This window comes from Edaphobacter sp. 4G125 (genome assembly GCF_014274685.1).
GTDB lineage: Bacteria > Acidobacteriota > Terriglobia > Terriglobales > Acidobacteriaceae > Edaphobacter.
Window position 1 is genome coordinate 108078 of sequence record NZ_CP060393.1, and the last position, 19352, is coordinate 127429.

Genomic DNA, 19352 nt, shown 5'->3' on the forward strand with positions numbered 1-19352 from the left:
CTTTCCACAGGAATTGGTTGAGGAATCGTCTTCTTCCCCTATAATTGCCTCAATTCGTTCTGACCTTACAGGTCGCCGTAATGCAGAGTTCCTCCCCGGTCCTTAGTCAGTAACCTTCCGTAAAAAACTGCCCTTGGCGTGTCAACCGTTAACGATAGCTCTGTGCCAGAGTAACGACAAATAACTCTGTGCTCAAAGCTGTAAGGAGTATTGTGTTCATGCCACGTAACCTCCCCATGGTGGCTCTACTTGTTTTGTCCGTAGGTGCATATGCATTCGGACAAGGTGCGTCTTCTTCGAATACACGCTACAGGATCGTGAAGCTCAAGGCACCTAAACCTGTCACGCCTCCCACAACGACACCAACCGATCCATCGACTCCTCCTACAACAACGCCGACCGATCCATCGACTCCTCCTACAACAACGCCTCCAACCGCCACTCCCACTGCCTGCAGTGGAATGGATCTGGGAGCAGGGGCAAACCTCAATGGATTTGTGCCATTTGAGACAACAAATCCATGGCGGCAGAACATCGCGAATGCCGCTATAGATCCGAATTCAAGTAACTACATCAACTTCATCGGATCATCGAATCTCTACGCTAACTTCGGCGCAGGAACCTATGACGGAAACATCATCGGCATCCCCTATACCGTCGTCAGCGGCTCACCCTTCACCAACATTGCCTATACGGACTACGGCGACGAGAGCGATCCCGGCCCCATGCCCATCTCCACCTCGACCCTGATAGAAGGTTCTCCGAATCCCGGCGACGGTGATCGTCACGTGCTCGTTTTGGATCGTGACAACTGCTGGCTCTATGAGATCGGCGGTGCCTATCCGCAGGGAGATGGGACCTGGCAGGCGATGGCCGGGGCCGTGTGGGATCTGACGAATCAGAACGCTCGCCCTCTCCGCTGGACCTCCACCGATGCCGCTGGTCTCCCGGTCTTTCCCGGCCTGGTGCGGTACGACGAGGTGGCAGCTGGCCACATCGATCACGCCATCCGCGTGACACTGCGGCGCAGCAAGGCAGCCTTCGTGGCTCCAGCTACACACTGGGCAGCGAACTCATCTGATCCGAATGCCGCTCCCATGGGCATGCGGATGCGGCTTAAAGCCAACTATGACATCTCGTCGTTCCCGCCACAGGCAAAGGTCATCCTGACAGCGTTGAAGAACTACGGTTTGATCATGGCCGACAACGGCAGCAACATGTTCATGATCGGCGCCCCGGACGATCGCTGGGACAACAACGACCTCACCTCGCTCAAGCAGGTTCCTGCCTCAGCGTTCGAGGTCATACAGTCGCCCGCGGTATATACGGCGGCAAATATTCCACAAGGGTCTGCTCCCAACATCACCAGTTTCACTGCAGATCATCTAACAGTTTCGTCTGGAACAGCAGTCACTCTAAGCTGGGCGGCCGATGGCGCAAGCTACTACGTTGTTTCGCCAGAGGTAGGGGCCGTGCGCGGAAACTCCGTAGCGGTTCATCCCACAACGACAACAACCTACACGCTGTATTCCACCAACCAGTTTGGTCAAAGCACAAGCACCATTACGATCACCGTGCAGTAAGCCAACTGTCATAAACCAGGCCGCGTTGGATCGACCTCCAGCGCGGCTTTTCTGCGTAACCGACTAAATGGCAGGGTGGCGTGTCCGATGGATATCGTCAACCACGGGCATGATCGCCAGAAGCATGAGAATCGCGGCAAGCGGCAAGGTAAACAGAAAGCCAACATACTTAAAGCCGAGCGCACCAGTAACGCCGCCAACAAAAAAGAGAACGATCAGCGAACCCAGCAGGCGCAGCTTCGACCATTCCTCTTGACCGTCGATCCCCCCGGGATCGTCCTTGTACTGCCTGCTGAAGATACGGCCCAGCGCAATACCGATATCCGTAACCATACCGGTAAGGTGAGTGGTCCGAATCACCGAGTCGGAGATCTTGGAGATGATAGCGTTCTGCAAGCCCATCGTGAAGCAAAGAAGAACGATGATGCCCAGCACATGGCCGCCGGTAAAGATTCTGCCTTTCGTCCCGAAGACAATCAGCATGCCAGCTTCGATAATGAGTGGCAAAGCATACTCGCTCTCAAATTGGCGCGCACGCGCCCAGCGCACCAGTAGCGTCGTTAGAAATGCTCCCGCGAGAAAAGAGAGCACCGAGACAAAACCATCGAACACAAGCCGCATCTGGGTGAGCGCAAAGTCGTCAGCCATCGTAGAGATGATTCCAGACATATGCGACGTGTAATGCCCCACAGCCAGCAGGCCCCCTGCATTCGTCGCACCCGCAATGAACGCCAGGTATCGTGCGAGGTGGCGGTTCGCCTTTTCGCTACGCTGGCTTCCGGTAAGACGACGCAGATAAAAGAGAGGCATAGGTTCGTCAGCTTCGTGGAGAAGTCTTCAGATGCAGCTCCTTCAACTGCTGCTCTGTCGCTGGACTGGGGGCATCGACCATCAGATCGATCGCCTTCGCAGTCTTCGGAAATGCAATGACCTCGCGCAGGCTCGTAGCTCCGGCAAGGATCATCACGATGCGGTCGAGGCCGAGCGCGATGCCGCCATGCGGAGGCGTACCGTATTCCAGTGCATCGAGGAAGAATCCAAAGCGCTCCTTAGCTTCTTCGTCGCTCATGCCCAACGAGCGGAAGATCTCGGCCTGCACATCCTGCCGGTGAATACGGATCGAGCCCGACCCCAGCTCCGTTCCATTGAGCACAATGTCATAGGCCAGAGCGCGCACAGATCCCTTGTCGTTGAACAGTGCGCCTGACTTGATGTCGTCCTCGTGAGGTGAGGTGAAGGGATGATGCGCTGCATTCCAGGTCTTCGCCTCTTCGTCCCACTCATACATCGGGAAGTCCGTAACCCAGAGAAACTTGTAGTCCTCTGCGGTCCCCGTCTGGGTAAAGCGCCCATGCTTGTCGGCGAACTTCTGTGCCAATTGCAGACGCAGTGCGCCCACACGCTTGTAGATCCACTGCGGATCGTAGTTCCACTTCTCTGGCGTTCCCAGCTTCGGCGTAACGACGACAACCAAGTCCTCTGCGGTTGCTTCCAGCTTCTGCGTAATCGTCGCTGCCAGTGGAGCAAAGGCTTCGTTCGTCTTCAGCCGTTCAGTGTCGAGCAGATCCAACCCTGTCTCACCAAAACCCGCGCGGACCTCGCTCAGCAGCTTCTTGCGCTCCGTTCCGCTCAGCCCACCGGACTTCGGAATGATGAATCCGAGGATCGGCAGCTTCTGCTCGATCTTCAGCGTTGTGCGCAGCTCGGGAGTCAACTCTTCCGTCAGCTCCATCATCGCAGGCAGACGCATGTCCGGCTTATCGATGCCGTACTTACGAATCGCATCGTCATAAGTCATCTGAATAAAAGGGGCCTTCAGCTCGATGCCTGCGGTCTTGAACGCCGCCGTCAGGAAGCCTTCCACCACCCGGAAGACCATATCCTGTTGCGGGAAGGTCATCTCCAGGTCGATCTGGGTAAACTCAGGTTGACGATCTGCGCGCAGGTCCTCATCGCGGAAGCACCGCGCCACCTGGAAGTAGCGGTCGAAGCCCGAGATCATCAGGATCTGTTTGAAGATCTGCGGCGACTGCGGCAACGCATAAAAGTCCCCGGGATGCACGCGACTCGGCACCAGATAATCGCGCGCCCCCTCTGGCGTTGAGCGCGTCATAAACGGCGTCTCGATCTCCAGAAATCCATTCTCTGAGAGATACTCCCGAATCGCGCGCGTCACGTTGTGGCGCGTCAGAAAGTTCTTCTGCATCTGCTCGCGGCGCAGATCGAGGTAGCGATACTTCAACCGCACCTCTTCGTTCGTAATCGCATCCTCGGCAGGAGAGAACGGAGGTGTCTTCGCCTCATTCAGCAGCAACAGCTCTTTGGCGACCACTTCAATGGCGCCGGTGTCCATATTCGGATTCTCGAGACCGGCTGCGCGACGGCGCACCTTGCCCTTCGCCGCCACCACATACTCCGGGCGGGCAGCTTCAGCCTTCGCATGGGCATCGCCGGAGATCTCCTTGTCCATCACGATCTGAGTAATGCCGGTGCGATCGCGAAGGTCCAGAAAGATGAGATTGCCGTGGTCGCGGCGCCGGTTCACCCAGCCCATCAAAACCACGTCTTGTCCATCCTGCTCCACACGGAGCTCGCCGCACCGATGGGTGCGCTGCAAGTTGCCTAAAAAGTCGAGTTTCACGATCTTTCTATTGTACGAAGCATTGGGCTGAATCGCTAAATTCCGCCCAATCCGGTCCCGGGTTGCCACTGGAATCGCCAGCGTTCGTCAATCACCGGGAATTGTCGTAACCTTTTGAGGCACCATCAGGGGGGACAACCGCATGCCGATGACTCGACGTAACTTCCTTCAGCAGGGCACTGTTGCCGCAATCGCACTCACCGCGGCTCCATCGCTGATGGCCGATCCGCTGGGCCTGCCCATCGGCTGCCAGACGTACCCCGTCCGCGCCTCCATCAATACCGACTTTTCCGGAACAATGAAGGGGCTCTCCGCGGCTGGCTTTCAAACCATCGAGCTTTGTTCGCCCTTCGCCTACAAGGATTTCTCCAGCCTCACGCAGTACAAGCCGCAGGAACTGCGCAAAATGCTGAACGATTACGGCCTTACCTGCATCAGCGCTCACTTCGGCACGGATGAACTGTTCAATCACGCTGAGGAACGGATCGCATGGGCCAAGGAGCTTGGGCTCACGCAGATGGCAACCGCCAGCCTCGGCTTCGGCACGCTGCGAAAGGGAGTTCCGCCCACCATAGACGACGTAAAACGTATCACCGATCTCTTCAATACCTTTGCCGCCAAGGCTCACAATTCGGGGATCGTTGCCGTGCTCCACAACGAAGGCTTTGAAGTGACCAGCATCGATGGCAAACGTGTCTACGATATGGAGATTGGATATCTCGACCCGAAGACCGTGAAGCTGCAGTTTCAAATCTCCACCATGCAGAATGGATTTGATCCACTGGATTACTTTGCTCGCTTTCCAGACCGTTACATCTCCATGCACTGCCAGGACTGGATCGTCGAACCCGATGGCAAGGCAAAGCAGGTCCCGCTGGGCAAGGGTGTCGTCGATTGGAAGAAGGTCTTCACCGCCGCAAAGAAGACTGGCATCAAGAACTACTTTGTTGAGTTGGAACAGGACCCCTCGCTGATGCCGCTAAGCATTCCTTACCTGAGGAGCTTGACCGTTTAGAAAAACATCTCTTCGTCAAAGATCGAGGGCAGCCTCTTGTGATGTGTCATTTCGACCGAAGGCGGCATAGACGCCGAAGTGGAGAAACCCGCTTCTCAACCACATGGCCCCCTCTAACCACCGTGTCATTTCGAGCGAAGCACGTTAGCGCGAGCCGAGAAATCCCCTCATTTTCCTTACAGCCACCCTCAAATCCGCTCCGCATGGGCCTTCACATACTCATCCAGCGAGTGGTCCGGGCCAATGTAGTGGAACTCCTCGGCATACTCTAGGCCGTACTTTGCCCCGATCTGCTTATCTCGTTCGACAAAGGCCGCCTGGATATATGCATCGATCGCTGCGTCTGAGTTCCCCGCAAAGGCAGGCACCCGCAGGCCACGCGCCGCCAGCGAATCATTCTCACTGCGCACCATATTGCCGATCATCGTCTTGCATGAGGCGATATACGCTGCCTTCTGCTTGATAGTGGGAGCGATATCGACCACCCGGTTGACCAACTGCGGACCGCGCGCGAAGTAATATTTCTCGCTCACGGAGTGTGGCTTAACCCCCACCTCAAACTGCTCCGGAAAATCCAGGTGGTCAGCGGACATCCAGCAGGCGGCCTCAACCGCCTGGGCAGTCACGTAATGGTCCGGATTCTCCTCATAGTGGCCCCACGGGTCATAACTCAATATGGTATCGACCTTCAGCAGTCGGAACAGAAAGATCAGCCGTACCCGAATCTCCATGCGGGAGATGTCATCGAGACCATGATTGCGGTATTGCAGGTCGTACCGTTTCTTCAGCCCAGCGACCTCAACGAAACGCGCGGCGTCCTTCTCATTCGCCAGAACAGTCTCACCCAGCGTCAGGTTGTACGAGTCCTTTTCATCATTGCTCACGCGGATAAAGTAGCCGGTGTATCCCTCGTTCAGCAGCTTCGCAACCGTACCGCCCGCGAAGATTGGGCCATCATCCAGATGAGGAGTAATCAGGGCGAAGACCTTGCCTCGCCCTGGTTGATTGAGATTGGAGCGCTCAATAACAGGAGGTTGCGGTGAGGGAAGTACCTGGGCACCGGATTGTGCAGTAGCGCCCGCAAAACCAGCGGCCGCAGCCATCTTGAAGAACCCTCTACGCTCCATCCAGTCGCTCCTTAGAATCCCCGTTCGGCTGCCGTATCGATATCCAGGAATACTAATAGAAGAGTGTCATCCTGAGCGGAGCAACTCGCGCTTTTTGCGAATTGCGAAGTCGAAGGATCTGCTTTCTTGCCTATGCGACCACAACCTTCTCCTGACAAGGATCAGAGCCCAATCACGGATTGGCCGATACAGCTTGCGACTTCAGCTTCGCCACCAGCTCCGCACGCGGAACCTTCTCCTGCTCACCTAGAACAAGATTCTTGACCGTCAGGATGTCGCTCTTTGCCTCATCCTCTCCATAGATCACCATGATCGGGGCCAACTTGTCGGCGGTATCAAACGCTTTTCGCAGCCTCCAGATTCCGTCGCCAATTTCAACTCTCAGTCCTGCGCGGCGTAGCTCCTGGGCCAGTTTCAAAGCGCCGGGATTCTGTGCTGCTCCCATAGGAGAAATAAAGGCATCCATCTTTCTGACGGCTTGCTCCCCAGCCTGTGCTTGAAGCGTCAGAATCAACCGGTCTTCGCCAATTGCAAAGCCAATTCCTGGGGCCTTTGGACCACCCAGCATCTCGCTCAACCCGTCGTACCGTCCACCGCCCAGCAGTGCGTTCTGTGTCCCCAGGCCGCTGCCATCCGGCACGGTGAACTCGAAGGTCGTGCGTGTGTAGTAATCCAGCCCACGCACCAAACGCGGTTCGAGGGTGTAAGGAACCCCACAGGCATCGAGCGCGGCCTTCACCTGCTCAAAGTGAGCACGCGAATCTTCATCAAGAAAATCGGCAATCTTCGGCAGGCGGTCGATGATCTCCTGATCATTGGGGTCTTTGGAATCGAGCACCCGCAAAGGATTCGTCTCCGCTCTCCGTTGATTGTCCTCGCATAGCTGATGCTTAACCGGGGCCAGCGCCTCGCGCAGGGCTTGGCCGTATCGCTTTCTGTCCTCCGCCGAACCCACAGAGTTCAGCGCCAGCCGCCAGCCTTTTACGCCCAACTCATCCAGCAGGGTCGCCAGCATCTCCAGCACTTCAGCATCGCGCAAAGCCGAGTCCGACCCCGAAAACGGCGGCCCCAATACCTCCGCACCAATCTGCCAGAACTGCCGATATCGTCCGCGCTGCGGACGCTCCCGCCGAAACTGCGGGCCAATATAGAAGAGCTTCTGCAACAGACCGCTTTCATCGAGGTGATGCTCAATGTAGGAACGCACTACTCCAGCCGTATTCTCAGGCCGCAGCGTCAGCGATTGCCCCTTATCGCTCTCTGCGCGTCCGCGATCATCCCATGTGTACATCTCCTTGGAGACAATATCGGTCTCCTCGCCAACGCCACGCGCAAACAACTCCGTGGCCTCAAACACCGGCGTACGAATCTCGCCGAACCCATACCGGGTAAAAACGCTCCGCGCCGTCGACTCAACTCGATTCCATAACTCTGTTTCGGGAGGCAGAAGGTCCCGCGTCCCCCGCACTGCTTTAATCGTTGCCATTACTCCTCCAGTGTAGCGAACGGGTTTCGATCGACTGAACGCTCACACTCGAAAATCTGGGTTGCTTTCGCAACGCGCCTCAGCTTCGGGCAGTGTCAAGCCCAATATGCACCTAAACCAAACAGATAGAGTAAGTTGCAGATTGCAGATTACCTGGTTCCTATTCGATACACTGTTAAGTAGCGCGAATCAGGAAAAGACCCTCGAGATCTTTGAGGCTCTTTTTTGAGGCCAATAAACCTTTTGTTTCAATACTTTACCTGTAAGTCTTTTATCTGGAATACTTTACACAGATATACCCTTATAAGTATTTCAAATCAGATACTTTAGCTTAGAACAAGGGGGAGGGGGTCCTCCCCTCGATCTCTAGACCAGGGTGGCGTCCAGCGTGATCTGGGCAGCCTTAAGCACCTTCGAAACCGGGCAACCGAGCTCAGCCTTATGAGCCAACTCATCGAACTTCGCCTTATCGATATTCGGGATCTTCGAGGTATTGGTCAGATGAATCTTGGTGATCGTAGGACCTTCGCCGTGCAGATCGAGCGTCACCACAGCCTTGGTCTCGATCGACTCAGGCTTGAATCCCGCTTCGGTCAGCTGTGCGCTCAGAGCCATCGTGAAACATCCCGCATGGGCTGCCGCGATCAGTTCTTCCGGGTTGGTGCCTACGCCCTCGGCAAAGCGTGCCGCAAAGCTGTACTGCGTCTCCTTGAGCGTGCCGCTCTGGGTGGTAATCGTGCCTTTCCCCTCTTTCAGGGTGCCATGCCAGATAGCGCTTGCGAAGCGATCCATGGAAGTCTCTCCTTTGGTTTCAAAAACACCGTGTTCTCGACAGTACATGATTCGATGCATTTTCCGCTGAACAGCAATGTTGAAAATTCTGGAAAAGCATAAGGACGATATCACCAACCTGGTTCTGGCAATAAAAAGGAAGGCTGCCTCATAGAGAGCAGCCTTCTCGATCTGGAATCACATCTCTGTATCGATTCGTGAGCCTATGCCTCCACACGGTCGGCAACCTTAAACTTCAGGCTGCCGTCCTTTCCGGCATCGACCACCACATGATCACCATGCAGCACCGTACCGTCGAGGATCTTCACCGCCAGCGGATCCTGCACCAGCCGCTGGATCGCTCTCTTCAGCGGACGTGCTCCATAAGCTCGGTCGTAACCGGCCTTGAAGATCGCCTTTCGTGCCGCATCGGTCAGCTCCAGCGAGATGCGACGATCAGCCAGCAACTTCTCCAGGTCCTTCAGTCGCAGATCGACAATATGCGTCAATTCCTTGTCGTCCAGAGGATGGAAGACCACGATATCGTCCACGCGGTTCAGGAACTCGGGCCGGAAGGTCTGCTTCAGAGCGTCAATCACACGCTCCTTCGCCTCCTCGAAACCCTCTTCACCCTGCGCCCAGGCGCTGGTCAGCTTGTCGGCACCGGTGTTCGAGGTCATAATCAGCACCGTGTTCTTGAAGTCCACCGTGCGGCCCTTCGAGTCCGTCAACCGTCCGTCATCCAACACCTGCAACAGCAGATTGAAGACATCTGGATGAGCCTTCTCGATCTCGTCGAACAGGATCACCGAGTACGGACGACGACGCACGGCCTCAGTTAACTGACCGCCTTCGTCATAGCCCACGTATCCCGGAGGCGCCCCGATCAACCGTGACACGGCATGCTTCTCCATGTACTCGCTCATGTCGATCCGGATCATCGCCTGTTCATCATCGAACAGGAATTCCGCCAACGCACGAGCAGTCTCGGTCTTACCAACACCCGTCGGCCCAAGAAAGATAAACGAGCCAATCGGACGCTTCGGATCGGACAATCCTGCACGCGAACGACGAATCGCATTCGCCACCACAGTCAAGGCAAGGTCCTGGCCAATCACGCGCTCGCGCAGACGATCCTCCATCTGCACCAGCTTCTGCGTCTCGCCCTCGAGCATCTTCGAGACAGGAATCCCCGTCCACTTGGAGACGATCGCCGCAATATCCTCCTCGTCGACCTCCTCCTTCAACATGCGTGAAGGCTTTTTGCCAACACCCTTCTTCGCATCGGCCTTGTCCTCACGAACAGCCTCTTCCTGCAGCGCGGTCAGCGCGGTCAGCTCGGCTTCCTTCTTCGGAATCTCGCCATACTGCAACTCGGCAGCACGCTGCAGGTTGCCCTTGCGCGTCTCCTCCTGCATCTGGAAGCGCAGCCCTTCAAGCTCTTCCTTCAGCTCAGCAATACGACCAATTGCACCACGCTCTTTTTGCCAGCGAGCACGCAGAGCAGCCGACTGTTCCTTGATCTCGGCCAGCTCCTTTTCAACTTCTTCCAGACGCTCCTGCGAATTCGGATCCTTCTCACGCTGCAACGCGGCACGCTCGATCTCGAGCGAAGTTGCACGACGCTCCAAATCATCGATCTCCACCGGCACTGAACCAATCTGAATCGCCAGCGCAGACGCTGCCTCGTCAACAAGGTCGATGGCCTTGTCTGGCAAAAAGCGATCCGATATGTAACGATGCGACAACGTCGCCGCAGCCACGATGGCCGAGTCCTTGATGCGCACCTTGTGGTGCGCCTCATACTTCTCCTTCAGGCCGCGAAGGATCGCAATGGTATCCTCCACGTTCGGCTCGCCAACATATACCTGCTGGAAGCGCCGTTCCAGCGCCGCATCCTTCTCGATGTACTTGCGATACTCGTTCAGCGTCGTCGCGCCAATGGCACGCAGCTCACCACGAGCCAGCGCAGGCTTGAGCATATTGCTCGCGTCCATTGCGCCTTCGGCGGCTCCTGCTCCAACAAGCGTGTGTAGCTCATCGATGAAGAGGATGATCTCTCCGTTTGAGGCTTCGATGTCCTTCAGCAACGCCTTCAGGCGCTCCTCAAACTCGCCGCGGAACTTCGCACCCGCTACCATCGAGGCCAGGTCCAGCGCCACCACTCGCTTGTTCTTCAGAATCTCCGGTACGTCGCCCTGCACGATTCGACGCGCCAGCCCTTCAACAATGGCCGTCTTACCGACGCCGGGCTCGCCGATCAGCACCGGATTGTTCTTTGTACGGCGCGAGAGCACCTGGATCACTCGACGAATCTCTTCATCACGCCCGATCACCGGGTCCAGTTTGCCCTTGCGTGCAAGATCCGTCAGGTCCTTGGCATACTTCTCGAGCGCCTGGAACTTACCCTCAGGATTCTGGTCAGTCACGCGCTGAGATCCTCGAACATCGGCCAATGCCTTCAGAATGGCGTCATACGTTGCACCAAACGAAGCCAATGCGCTCGCTACAGCATCGCCCTTCTGCTTGGCCAACGCCAACAGAAGATGTTCCGTCGAGACATAATCGTCCTTGAAGTTGTCCGCTTCTTTAAAGGCCTGCTCCAGCACCTTCTGGGTCGCCTGCGCCAATCCTGGCTGCGCCCCTCCCTGCACCTTCGGCAGCTTGCCGATTGCAGAGTTGATCCCGCTTAGAAGTTGCTCTACTGGCACACCCAGCTTGTCGAGCACCGGAATCACCACGCCTTCGCGGTCCTCAAGCAGTGCCGCCATCAGGTGCAGCGGCAGCACCTCAGGATTGCCGTTCTCCGCAGCATGCGATACCGCGCCCTGCACAGCTTCCTGAGATTTAACCGTCAGCTTTTCCCACTTAATCGCCATTCAAAACTCTCCTCAAAATCCATGTGGAGAACTCTGTCTCCAAATCCTATTCCTCACCCATAAACTTCTGCGCTCTATGCCTCATACGAAAAGACGGGAGACTGATTTGTCTCCCGCCATATCTATCCTGCATACAGCAGAGATCCACCATCCTTACGCCGCCTCAACCTGCTTGGCCGCCTGTTCACTCGCAGAAGACGATCCAACCTTGATCTTGACCTGCTTCGGCTTGGCCTCTGCCTTCTTGTTTAACGTGATCGTCAGAACTCCGGTGTTGTAATCCGCCGCAACAGACTCCGTATCGACTGTTTGCGGAACCGTAAAGCTGCGAACAAAGCTCCCATAACGGCGCTCAATGCGATGGAAGTTTTCCTCTTTCTCCTCTTTCTCGAACTTCCGATCGCCCTTTACGGTCAGGATCTGGTCCTCAAGCCGTACATCGAGATCGTCCTGCTTGATTCCGGGAACCTCGAGCTTCAGAATGACCTTCTGGGAGTCCTCATAGACATCAACCGGAGGAACGAAATTACCGGTTGTAAGTGCCTCATTCTGTTCGGCAGACCACTCAAAGTCTTGAAACATCGAGTCCAGGCGATTCTGCAACAGCGAGAGATCGCTGAACGGACTGCGGAAAGGGGTGAAACGAATAATCGCCATAATTGAACTCCTTCAATGAAATCAGTTACTTGGACTAAACCACTCGCTTGGGCTACATACATAAGACGTTTCAAGAGGTAAGGAGGTTGCAAAATATTATTATAACACACTCATATTTTATGAGTGTGTTATAATATATGACTAAATGCCCTAGGAACGGCATTCAACTTTGCTGTGCTAGCCTTGAATGGCTATGCACGAAGTCACCGTCTTTGTCGGTGGTTCAACGGGCTCTGAACCCTACTCTCCCCGAACATGGTCCGGTTCCTCCCCGTTTCTTCTCCGCGCCATGGAGTCAGCAGACCTGCTTAACAAGGCAGTTGGAATTCGCGTTCCTAGCCTTTCCAACAACTTACTGTTGGCCAAGAACTTCTCGCGGAACCGTGCCGTGTGGCGAAAGCACTTCTATTTCGATCCCGCATATCGGAAAGCGCTGACTCAGGCTGCCTCCCGTGTCTCAGACACCAGCCCGATCCTGATGCAGATCGGACATATGTTTTCCCTTCCTGAGGTTTTTCCTGCCCATAAAACGGTCTCCTACCACGATGGAAATCTGGCGGAACTATTAGCCAGCGGCTTTGGAATGGAAGGAGTCTCACGCACGAGAATTGATCAGGCGTTGCGCTACGAAGAGCAGGCGGCAAAGCAAATGACCGCAGTCTTCACCTTCAGCGAATATCTTCGTCAATCCTTTATCAAAAACTATGGTGTTCCTTCTGACCGGGTGTTCAACGTGGGCGGCGGAATTAATCTTGAAGAGCTGCCAGAGCTGACCCTAGAAAAGGACTATCACGCAGCTCGTATTCTATTTATCGGGACCGAATTCACGAGAAAGGGTGGCCCCCAACTCCTTAAGGCCTTCCGCATCGTCCGGCAGTCCATTCCTTCGGCGGAACTGCACATCGTCGGCCCGATGCAGCTCAACGACCTTCCTGCTGGCGCGGTCCTGCATGGGCATCTCTCAAAATCTGATCCGGAACAGCGTCGCAAGCTCGATTCGCTATTCCGCGAGGCAACGCTCTTTGTTCTGCCCTCGCTTTATGAACCCTTTGGAATCGCTCCCCTGGAGGCGATGCTCTATCGGCTTCCGGCTGTGGTCACCGATGCCTGGGCCCTACGCGAGTTTGTAATACCTGGGGTGAATGGAGCGCTGGTCGAGAAGGGCTCGGTCGAGGACTTGGCTACAAAGCTCATTCAACTGCTCTCCAACCCAGACAGCCTGGCCGAGATGGGACAGCGAGGACGCGAGACCGTGTTGTCCCGCTACACCTGGCCTTCCGTGGTCGATCGCATGGCTGCCATCGTTCGATCGCCAGCAGGATGCTTCTCCTCGTGATACTCCTGCTCGGTGTTGATCTCCCACAGCGCCGATTTATCGACTTTGCCAGCAACTAATCCATCCACTACAGCCATTGCAGTCAACATGCTGTGGTCCTGGTTGTTGTACTTATGCATGCCGTTTCTGCCGACCAGGAACAGATTCTCGAAGGAGTCCGTAAACTGACGCAGTTCGTCAAAGCGGTCGTATGTACCGAAGTACGCAGGATAGGTCTTGGGCACTCTTACAACATGGCCGTCGCTCACATCTTCGGCTCGCAGAATCCCAATCTTCGCGACCTCGTCAATGGCAAAGCGCTTCAGCTCCTCATCCGGCATCTTCCATAGTGGATCGGTGTCGTAACAGAAGTACTCCAGGCCAATCCACACCTTGTTTGGGTCAGCTACGAGATAAGGACTCCAGTTGTTGAAGATCTGTAACCGTCCCAGGAGCACGTCCGGTTCCTGCACATAGATCCATGTATCTTTCAACAAGCCGCCATCGGGTTCCTTAACCTTCAATCGGTCGGCCAGCAGGCCCACGGTAATGAAATCGCGATACTGCAACCCGTCACTGACCTCACGCACATTGGCGGGAACAGGAACATCCATAGCGCGAATCAACTCTTTCATCGGCATCGTGGAGAAGAAGTAATCCCCGGCGAAGCTTCTTCTCTCGCCAACCTCGTTCACAGCTTCGATCAAAATGACCTTGCTTCCCTCGCAGTGGATGCGGTCAACCTTCCATCCCATCAGGATCTCTCCGCCTCCCTCGCAAACGAGATCGGCGACATGTTCCCAAAGCTGTCCGGGTCCGAACTTCGGATACATGAATCTCTCGATTAAGCTGGTGTCTGTCTTCTTCTGTTGCAGATCGCCAGACTGCCGTTGAAAGGATTTTTTGACGAAGTGCTTCACAGCAGTCGTAAGGCTGAGCCCTTTGATTCTCTGCGCGCCCCATTCCGAAGAAATCTGATTGCAAGGAGTTCCCCAGACCTTCTCGGTATAGCTTTTGAAGAAGGTCAGATAGAGTTCCCGGCCAAAGCGATTGATCAGAAAATCTTCAAGGCTCTTCTCGGGCCTGACCTGCGTGATCTGAGATTTCAGATAGCTCAACCCAACGCGGAGAGTTCGCCATGCACCCAGGTTCTTCAATGTCGTCGCAGTTAATGTGATGGGATAGTCGAAGAACTTGCGCAGATAGTAAATGCGGCTCTTGCGTGGCCGGATCAACATGACCAGGTCTGGACTCTCCGGATCATGCGTAACCACAGTTTCAGTGTGGCCATGAGCTTTAAGATCTTCGATACCGAACCCGTCCACCTCTTCGGTTTCGGTATCGACTTCAAGCGGCCCCATGCCACGCAACGGTGGATGCTGTGGAGAATCTGCGGGGATCTCGACGACGCGTTGTTTGCCCTGATAGCTGATGATCGCATCGGGGTCCGCTTGCGGGGGCATCAAGTCGATCCACCACTGCATCACTCGATCGCTCTTCGAGAAAAACCGATGGCCGCCGATGTCCATCCGGTTTCCTTTGTAGCGAATCGTGCGCGAGATACCGCCGATCTCGTGGCTCGCCTCAAGAACAATAGGTTTGATCCCGGTACGGCGGAGAAGCTCGAGTGCAGCCGTCAACCCGGCTGGCCCGGCTCCGATGATAACTGCTTGTTGCATGAAATTCCTTTTAGAGATGTAAGGAGTGCAACTGTGCATCTCTGACGTTCTCAAAAATCTGGGTTCGAGAGGCAATTCTTATCCAATCTCTCAATGCCACAGTCTACCCCGCTGCAAGGCGGCGAAGACACAATTCATGGTGAGACTCTCTCAATGAGAATTGGGTGGTAGGAGAGTGGAAGATTTCCTCCCTTTTCTTTGCAAGAGATTGCTAACATCAGGAACATGCAGAGGGAAGAGACCTTAGCGCAAAACCAGGATAAAGGGGAAAAACTGGAATGTTCCCTGGATTGGGAACACCATCAGGTCTATTGCCCCACGTGTTCCTCCCGGCTTGAGGATAGCCGGTGCAAGCTGGTCTGTCGCACCTGCGGATACTTTCTAAGCTGCGCCGACTTCTACTGAAAGATCGGCTTGAAAGGCCCTACAAATCTATTCTTCCAGCTTGTCCTCGATTGCTTCGATAGCCTCTTTCCAACCTGCTTCCGTGCTTTCCGCAAACTCATCCAAGGCCTCGACAGCCGAAAGCCCCTTGCTGCGAATGAACTTCTTCAGTGCAGCAAGCTCTCCTTGCAGATGGTCCAGGATGGAATGCCCTGTTTCTTCGATACGTTCACGGATCGCTTCAACATCCATCTTCGGCTTTGGAGGTTCCTTGGGTTTACGCGGAACTCGACCCTCAAAGTTGAGATCGTCAATAGGGACGCGGAATCGCTCAAGATTCGTTCCGGGAATGCTGAGATTCACCTCGCGTCCGCTGTAGCTCACCGAACTGACGGTCCAAACTGTAGTACTGCCGTCAACAGTGACGCGATCGCCCACCTGTGGAGTTTCCGCCGCGGAGTGTTTTTCTGACTTCGAGCGTTCGCTCAGCGACTCAGCCAGCCTGGCGCTGATGTCGATGGGTTCGGCCTTCTTCTGTGATTTCTTTCTTGTTGCCATCGCTTCTCAACACTCCAGTCGCTCAGGCGATCTCGAACTTCCAGTTAGCTCGGGTTACATCGGCTTTCGTGCGTAACTGCACTCGATAAACTGCTGGCCCCCATGATCTCCGCATTCCCGCATCCTGCAGCTCCATCTTTTCCATGTTGAAGGCGAGCGCAGCCGCATCATACCGAAGCGAGACATCCTTAACACCTGCCTTCTCCGAATGAAGCACAAAGGCTCCTGAGCCACTCTCGGAGGGGATTCGCGATGTCATAAACGACAACGCGACAGAGCCGCTCTTCGTCAGCTCGAAGTCTTCCGCCAGACGCACGATACCAGCTTTGCGATCGAGCCGAATCTCGCGCATCCAGCGCTCCACACCAGCTTCTGGCGGATACGCTATAGCGAGATTTGCCGTCATGCCCGCGCCATCATCGCTGGTTGTGTACTTCACCTCACTGGCTGCATAAGGATTGCCTTCGTGCTGCATCACACCATTAATCGTTGGAAGGTTGTGGAATGCCGACTGCATCGTCCAGATGGTGTACCGTTCGGGGCTAAATGTCTTCGCGGTGTATGCCTCTACACCTACATCGATAAATACTGGCTCACCATCATGGAAGAGGATGAAGCTTCCTGAATCATTGTGTCCATGGCTGCGACCATTGCTAGCGGCCTGCACCGCGAGATAGAACCCGTCGGTCGTGCCAGCCTTCTCTCGTGCCGTCATCAGATGCAGTGCCGGATACCAGGAATCGCGGCCTAGAGCATCCACCTTTTGCGAGGTACGAATCTCACTGGCGCACAAAACATCCGGTAGTATGCGCGCCAGCGAAGGTAGCCCTGCGCCCAACGCGCGCTCCAACACAGTGGAGTTACCTGCGGCTCCGAGGCTGTCCTTTGCGGAATAGAATGCACCAAATTCACTCAGTGTAGGCAGCTTCGCGGCCATACCGTACCGGTACACCAGCTCTGGCGTGGGAGCATCTTCCATATGCGCATCGCCATAGTTCACATACGCGTGGCCTGCGATGTGTACGTCGGCGATGTACTGCCCCATCTTCCGTACAAACGGATGCGTCATCACATCTGCTGCCCCACCGGTCGCAGAAGCCAGTGTCCGGCAGCAATCGAAATACGAGCCCGGCGAGCGCTGCCAGTAAACAGGCCCCTCTTCACAGCCACCATCTGGCGAATAGTCACTTAGGAACTCATCCAGGCTGCGACAGCTCCTCTCGATCGCTTGCTGACGGCGTTCGGCATCTTCCTCCAACAGCAGATTCGTCATCAACCAATTGGAGTTAATCCAGGGATTCCAGTTATTCAGATGTCCCCGCTTTGGCTTCAAACCCATCCATCCAAAATCGTCTCGCATCAGCAGAGGATCAAGTACACGCCGTTTCGCTTCCAGGCGAATGCGCGGAACAATTCGCGGCGATACGCTATTGAGTCTCTCCGCGAGTAGGTACTCCACTAAGGCCATCGTTGAGGCCGTCTCTGCCGCGAAGAGATCGACGATGGGCTCTGCTACATCCGGCAACCCAATGCCCGCACGCTGCGCGCCGAGATGCGCTGGAGCTCCCCAGAAACTCTCCTCGCAGATCAGCCACGCACCATTGGTGATATCGTCCAGAAAACGTCCCTTGCCTTCGGCGCACTCTCCCAACACCAGATCGATCAAGCGATGCCGCCGCCCAAACTGCTGATCTTCGTAGCGAGAGCGATTTCCATTGCGTTTGTAATCGAGCGCAGTTGTCGCCAGCAGGGAAGGCCAGTCCTTGCCGTGCCACATCTCTGCACGCTTTACCATCGCGGCACGCAGATCTTCAGGCATCTGCATCCAGGCATCGCGTTCTGTCGCGCGCGGATAAGGATGCCATTGCCCCGGCAGTACCAGCTTGGTGCGCAGAAGCTCGGCGGTGAAGGTTGAAATCAGCAGATGCTTCGGCGGACCCGCAAGCTGATCTACGTCTTGCACAACTTCGCTCCAACCCGAGAGCGGTGAAAAGTATCCAGCTCCCCATAGAGCGGCTGAGCCACGCAGAAGATCGCGTCGATTCATGCCAACCACTATCGCATCTTGCAGGTAAAAAACGCTATCCCGCCAATTCTGTCCTGACTCGCTCCATCGTCGCAAGATAAAAATGGAGGTTGTGGATCGAATTGAGCGTCAGCCCCAACGGTTCGCCAGCAGTAAACAGATGCCGAAGGTAGGCCCGTGAGTACCGTGCGCAGACCATACAACTGCATGATGCATCAATAGGCCCATGATCCTCGGCGTACTCTTTACGTTTGATGTTCATGCGCACGATACTGCCATTTTCAGCGCGCGTAAACAACAAGCCATGACGCCCTGCTCGAGTGGGCAGGACGCAATCCATCATGTCGACGCCCATCTTGGCGTACTCTTCGATCTCGTCGGGATAGCCAACCCCCATCACGTAACGAGGCTTGTCCTTCGGCAACCATTCCAGCGTTCGCGCAATCATCTCGCGCGTCACTTCGCGCGGCTCGCCTACGGCCAAACCACCAATCGCGTAACCGGGAAACTCCATCTCGACCAATCGCTCAGCCGATTCCTTGCGTAGATCGACATACATGCCGCCCTGCACGATGCCAAAGAGGTTCTGCGTCGCTCCATTCAACTCTGCGTGCCACGGCACCTTGTGCTGGTTCGCTTCGAAGTGCTGCTTCGAACGTTCGGCCCACGCATGCGTCAGCCCCATGGACTCCTTCGTGCGCTCCCAGCTAGCCGGTGTCTCCACGCACTCGTCGAAGACCATCGCAATGTCTGCTCCGAGTGCGATCTGCACATCCATCGAGTGTTCCGGAGAAAAGAAGTGCCGCGAGCCATCGAGGTGCGAGCGGAACTCCACTCCATCGGGAGTGACCTTGCGCAGGCTGCTGAGGCTGAAGACCTGGAAGCCACCAGAGTCGGTCAGCATCGGCCGCTGCCAGCTCATGAAGCGATGCACTCCACCGAGTCGCGCGATTAACTCATGTCCTGGCCGCAGATAAAGATGGTAGGTGTTCGCGAGGATGATCTCTGCACCACGTTCTCCCGGGCCGATCTTCTCCAGCACACCTTGCTCTACTGTCTTCACGCTAGCCGCCGTGCCTACTGGCATGAACACTGGCGTCTGCACCACTCCATGCGGCAGCGTAAGCGCGCCACGCCGTCCGCCGCTCTCTGTAGTCCTGCTGATCTCGAACTTTAAAGCCATCTCTTTGATTGTAGAAGCATCCTTGCATGGCCGGGTTATAGTGGATGT

The 19352-nt window shown here is 55.6% G+C and carries 14 protein-coding genes; 3 read left to right on the forward strand and 11 right to left on the reverse strand.

Going from position 1 to position 19352, the window contains the following annotated elements:
* Window positions 1-218: 218 nt before the first annotated feature.
* Window positions 219-1583: a hypothetical protein gene (locus H7846_RS00495; RefSeq protein WP_186694331.1), complete on the forward strand. Its 1365-nt coding sequence runs from the start codon at window positions 219-221 to the stop codon at window positions 1581-1583.
* Between the two features lie 63 nt (window positions 1584-1646).
* Here the strand turns inward: H7846_RS00495 and H7846_RS00500 are convergent, their stop codons facing one another.
* Entirely contained in the window at window positions 1647-2393 is a 747-nt protein-coding gene (locus H7846_RS00500; protein ID WP_186694333.1) for a YoaK family protein, read from the reverse strand.
* Window positions 2394-2400: 7 nt separating this feature from the next.
* Window positions 2401-4224: an aspartate--tRNA ligase gene (gene aspS / locus H7846_RS00505; protein ID WP_186694335.1), complete on the reverse strand. Its 1824-nt coding sequence runs from the start codon at window positions 4222-4224 to the stop codon at window positions 2401-2403.
* A gap of 142 nt (window positions 4225-4366) precedes the next feature.
* Between aspS and H7846_RS00510 the strand changes: the two genes are divergently transcribed.
* Window positions 4367-5239, forward strand: coding sequence for a sugar phosphate isomerase/epimerase family protein (locus H7846_RS00510; protein ID WP_186694336.1), 873 nt, complete (start codon window positions 4367-4369; stop codon window positions 5237-5239).
* Window positions 5240-5427: 188 nt separating this feature from the next.
* On the opposite strand, the gene H7846_RS00515 is transcribed toward H7846_RS00510, so the two are convergent.
* From H7846_RS00515 to H7846_RS00535, 5 genes are all read right to left on the reverse strand, one after another.
* Window positions 5428-6366 (reverse strand): PIG-L deacetylase family protein, encoded by a 939-nt coding sequence (locus H7846_RS00515; protein ID WP_186694338.1) that lies wholly within the window; start codon window positions 6364-6366, stop codon window positions 5428-5430.
* Window positions 6367-6538: 172 nt separating this feature from the next.
* Window positions 6539-7852, reverse strand: a complete 1314-nt coding sequence (gene hisS / locus H7846_RS00520) for a histidine--tRNA ligase (protein ID WP_186694340.1) — start codon at window positions 7850-7852, stop codon at window positions 6539-6541.
* Window positions 7853-8218: 366 nt separating this feature from the next.
* Window positions 8219-8644 carry an OsmC family protein gene (locus H7846_RS00525; RefSeq protein WP_186694342.1) on the reverse strand — a complete coding sequence of 142 codons (426 nt, stop codon included), beginning with the start codon at window positions 8642-8644 and terminating at the stop codon, window positions 8219-8221.
* Window positions 8645-8847: 203 nt separating this feature from the next.
* A complete protein-coding gene (clpB, locus tag H7846_RS00530; protein WP_186694344.1) occupies window positions 8848-11502 on the reverse strand; it encodes an ATP-dependent chaperone ClpB in 2655 nt (884 codons plus the stop codon).
* A gap of 153 nt (window positions 11503-11655) precedes the next feature.
* Window positions 11656-12159 (reverse strand): Hsp20/alpha crystallin family protein, encoded by a 504-nt coding sequence (locus H7846_RS00535; RefSeq protein ID WP_186694346.1) that lies wholly within the window; start codon window positions 12157-12159, stop codon window positions 11656-11658.
* A gap of 193 nt (window positions 12160-12352) precedes the next feature.
* Between H7846_RS00535 and H7846_RS00540 the strand changes: the two genes are divergently transcribed.
* Window positions 12353-13495, forward strand: a complete 1143-nt coding sequence (locus H7846_RS00540; protein ID WP_186694348.1) for a glycosyltransferase family 4 protein — start codon at window positions 12353-12355, stop codon at window positions 13493-13495.
* Here H7846_RS00540 and H7846_RS00545 read toward each other — a convergent pair.
* From H7846_RS00545 to tgt, 4 genes are all read right to left on the reverse strand, one after another.
* Window positions 13423-15153 (reverse strand): NAD(P)/FAD-dependent oxidoreductase, encoded by a 1731-nt coding sequence (locus tag H7846_RS00545; protein ID WP_186694350.1) that lies wholly within the window; start codon window positions 15151-15153, stop codon window positions 13423-13425. The two genes, H7846_RS00540 and H7846_RS00545, sit on opposite strands and share 73 nt — an antisense overlap.
* Before the next feature lie 432 nt (window positions 15154-15585).
* Window positions 15586-16095, reverse strand: a complete 510-nt coding sequence (locus H7846_RS00550) for a hypothetical protein (protein ID WP_186694352.1) — start codon at window positions 16093-16095, stop codon at window positions 15586-15588.
* A gap of 22 nt (window positions 16096-16117) precedes the next feature.
* The gene (locus H7846_RS00555; RefSeq protein WP_186694354.1) at window positions 16118-18142 is read right to left on the reverse strand and encodes a heparinase II/III domain-containing protein; all 2025 of its coding nucleotides are present in this window, start codon (window positions 18140-18142) and stop codon (window positions 16118-16120) included.
* A 34-nt stretch (window positions 18143-18176) separates the two neighbouring features.
* A complete protein-coding gene (gene tgt, locus H7846_RS00560) occupies window positions 18177-19304 on the reverse strand; it encodes a tRNA guanosine(34) transglycosylase Tgt (protein ID WP_186694356.1) in 1128 nt (375 codons plus the stop codon).
* Window positions 19305-19352: the final 48 nt, after the last annotated feature.

Coding starts and splice junctions, on each gene's coding strand:
- H7846_RS00495 (WP_186694331.1), top strand. CDS start 219: ATGCCACGTAACCTCCCCATGGTGGCTCTACTTGTTTTGTCCGTAGGT.
- H7846_RS00500 (WP_186694333.1), bottom strand. CDS start 2,393: ATGCCTCTCTTTTATCTGCGTCGTCTTACCGGAAGCCAGCGTAGCGAA.
- H7846_RS00510 (WP_186694336.1), top strand. CDS start 4,367: ATGCCGATGACTCGACGTAACTTCCTTCAGCAGGGCACTGTTGCCGCA.
- H7846_RS00515 (WP_186694338.1), bottom strand. CDS start 6,366: ATGGAGCGTAGAGGGTTCTTCAAGATGGCTGCGGCCGCTGGTTTTGCG.
- hisS (WP_186694340.1), bottom strand. CDS start 7,852: ATGGCAACGATTAAAGCAGTGCGGGGGACGCGGGACCTTCTGCCTCCC.
- H7846_RS00525 (WP_186694342.1), bottom strand. CDS start 8,644: ATGGATCGCTTCGCAAGCGCTATCTGGCATGGCACCCTGAAAGAGGGG.
- clpB (WP_186694344.1), bottom strand. CDS start 11,502: ATGGCGATTAAGTGGGAAAAGCTGACGGTTAAATCTCAGGAAGCTGTG.
- H7846_RS00535 (WP_186694346.1), bottom strand. CDS start 12,159: ATGGCGATTATTCGTTTCACCCCTTTCCGCAGTCCGTTCAGCGATCTC.
- H7846_RS00540 (WP_186694348.1), top strand. CDS start 12,353: ATGCACGAAGTCACCGTCTTTGTCGGTGGTTCAACGGGCTCTGAACCC.
- H7846_RS00545 (WP_186694350.1), bottom strand. CDS start 15,153: ATGCAACAAGCAGTTATCATCGGAGCCGGGCCAGCCGGGTTGACGGCT.
- H7846_RS00550 (WP_186694352.1), bottom strand. CDS start 16,095: ATGGCAACAAGAAAGAAATCACAGAAGAAGGCCGAACCCATCGACATC.
- H7846_RS00555 (WP_186694354.1), bottom strand. CDS start 18,142: ATGAATCGACGCGATCTTCTGCGTGGCTCAGCCGCTCTATGGGGAGCT.
- tgt (WP_186694356.1), bottom strand. CDS start 19,304: ATGGCTTTAAAGTTCGAGATCAGCAGGACTACAGAGAGCGGCGGACGG.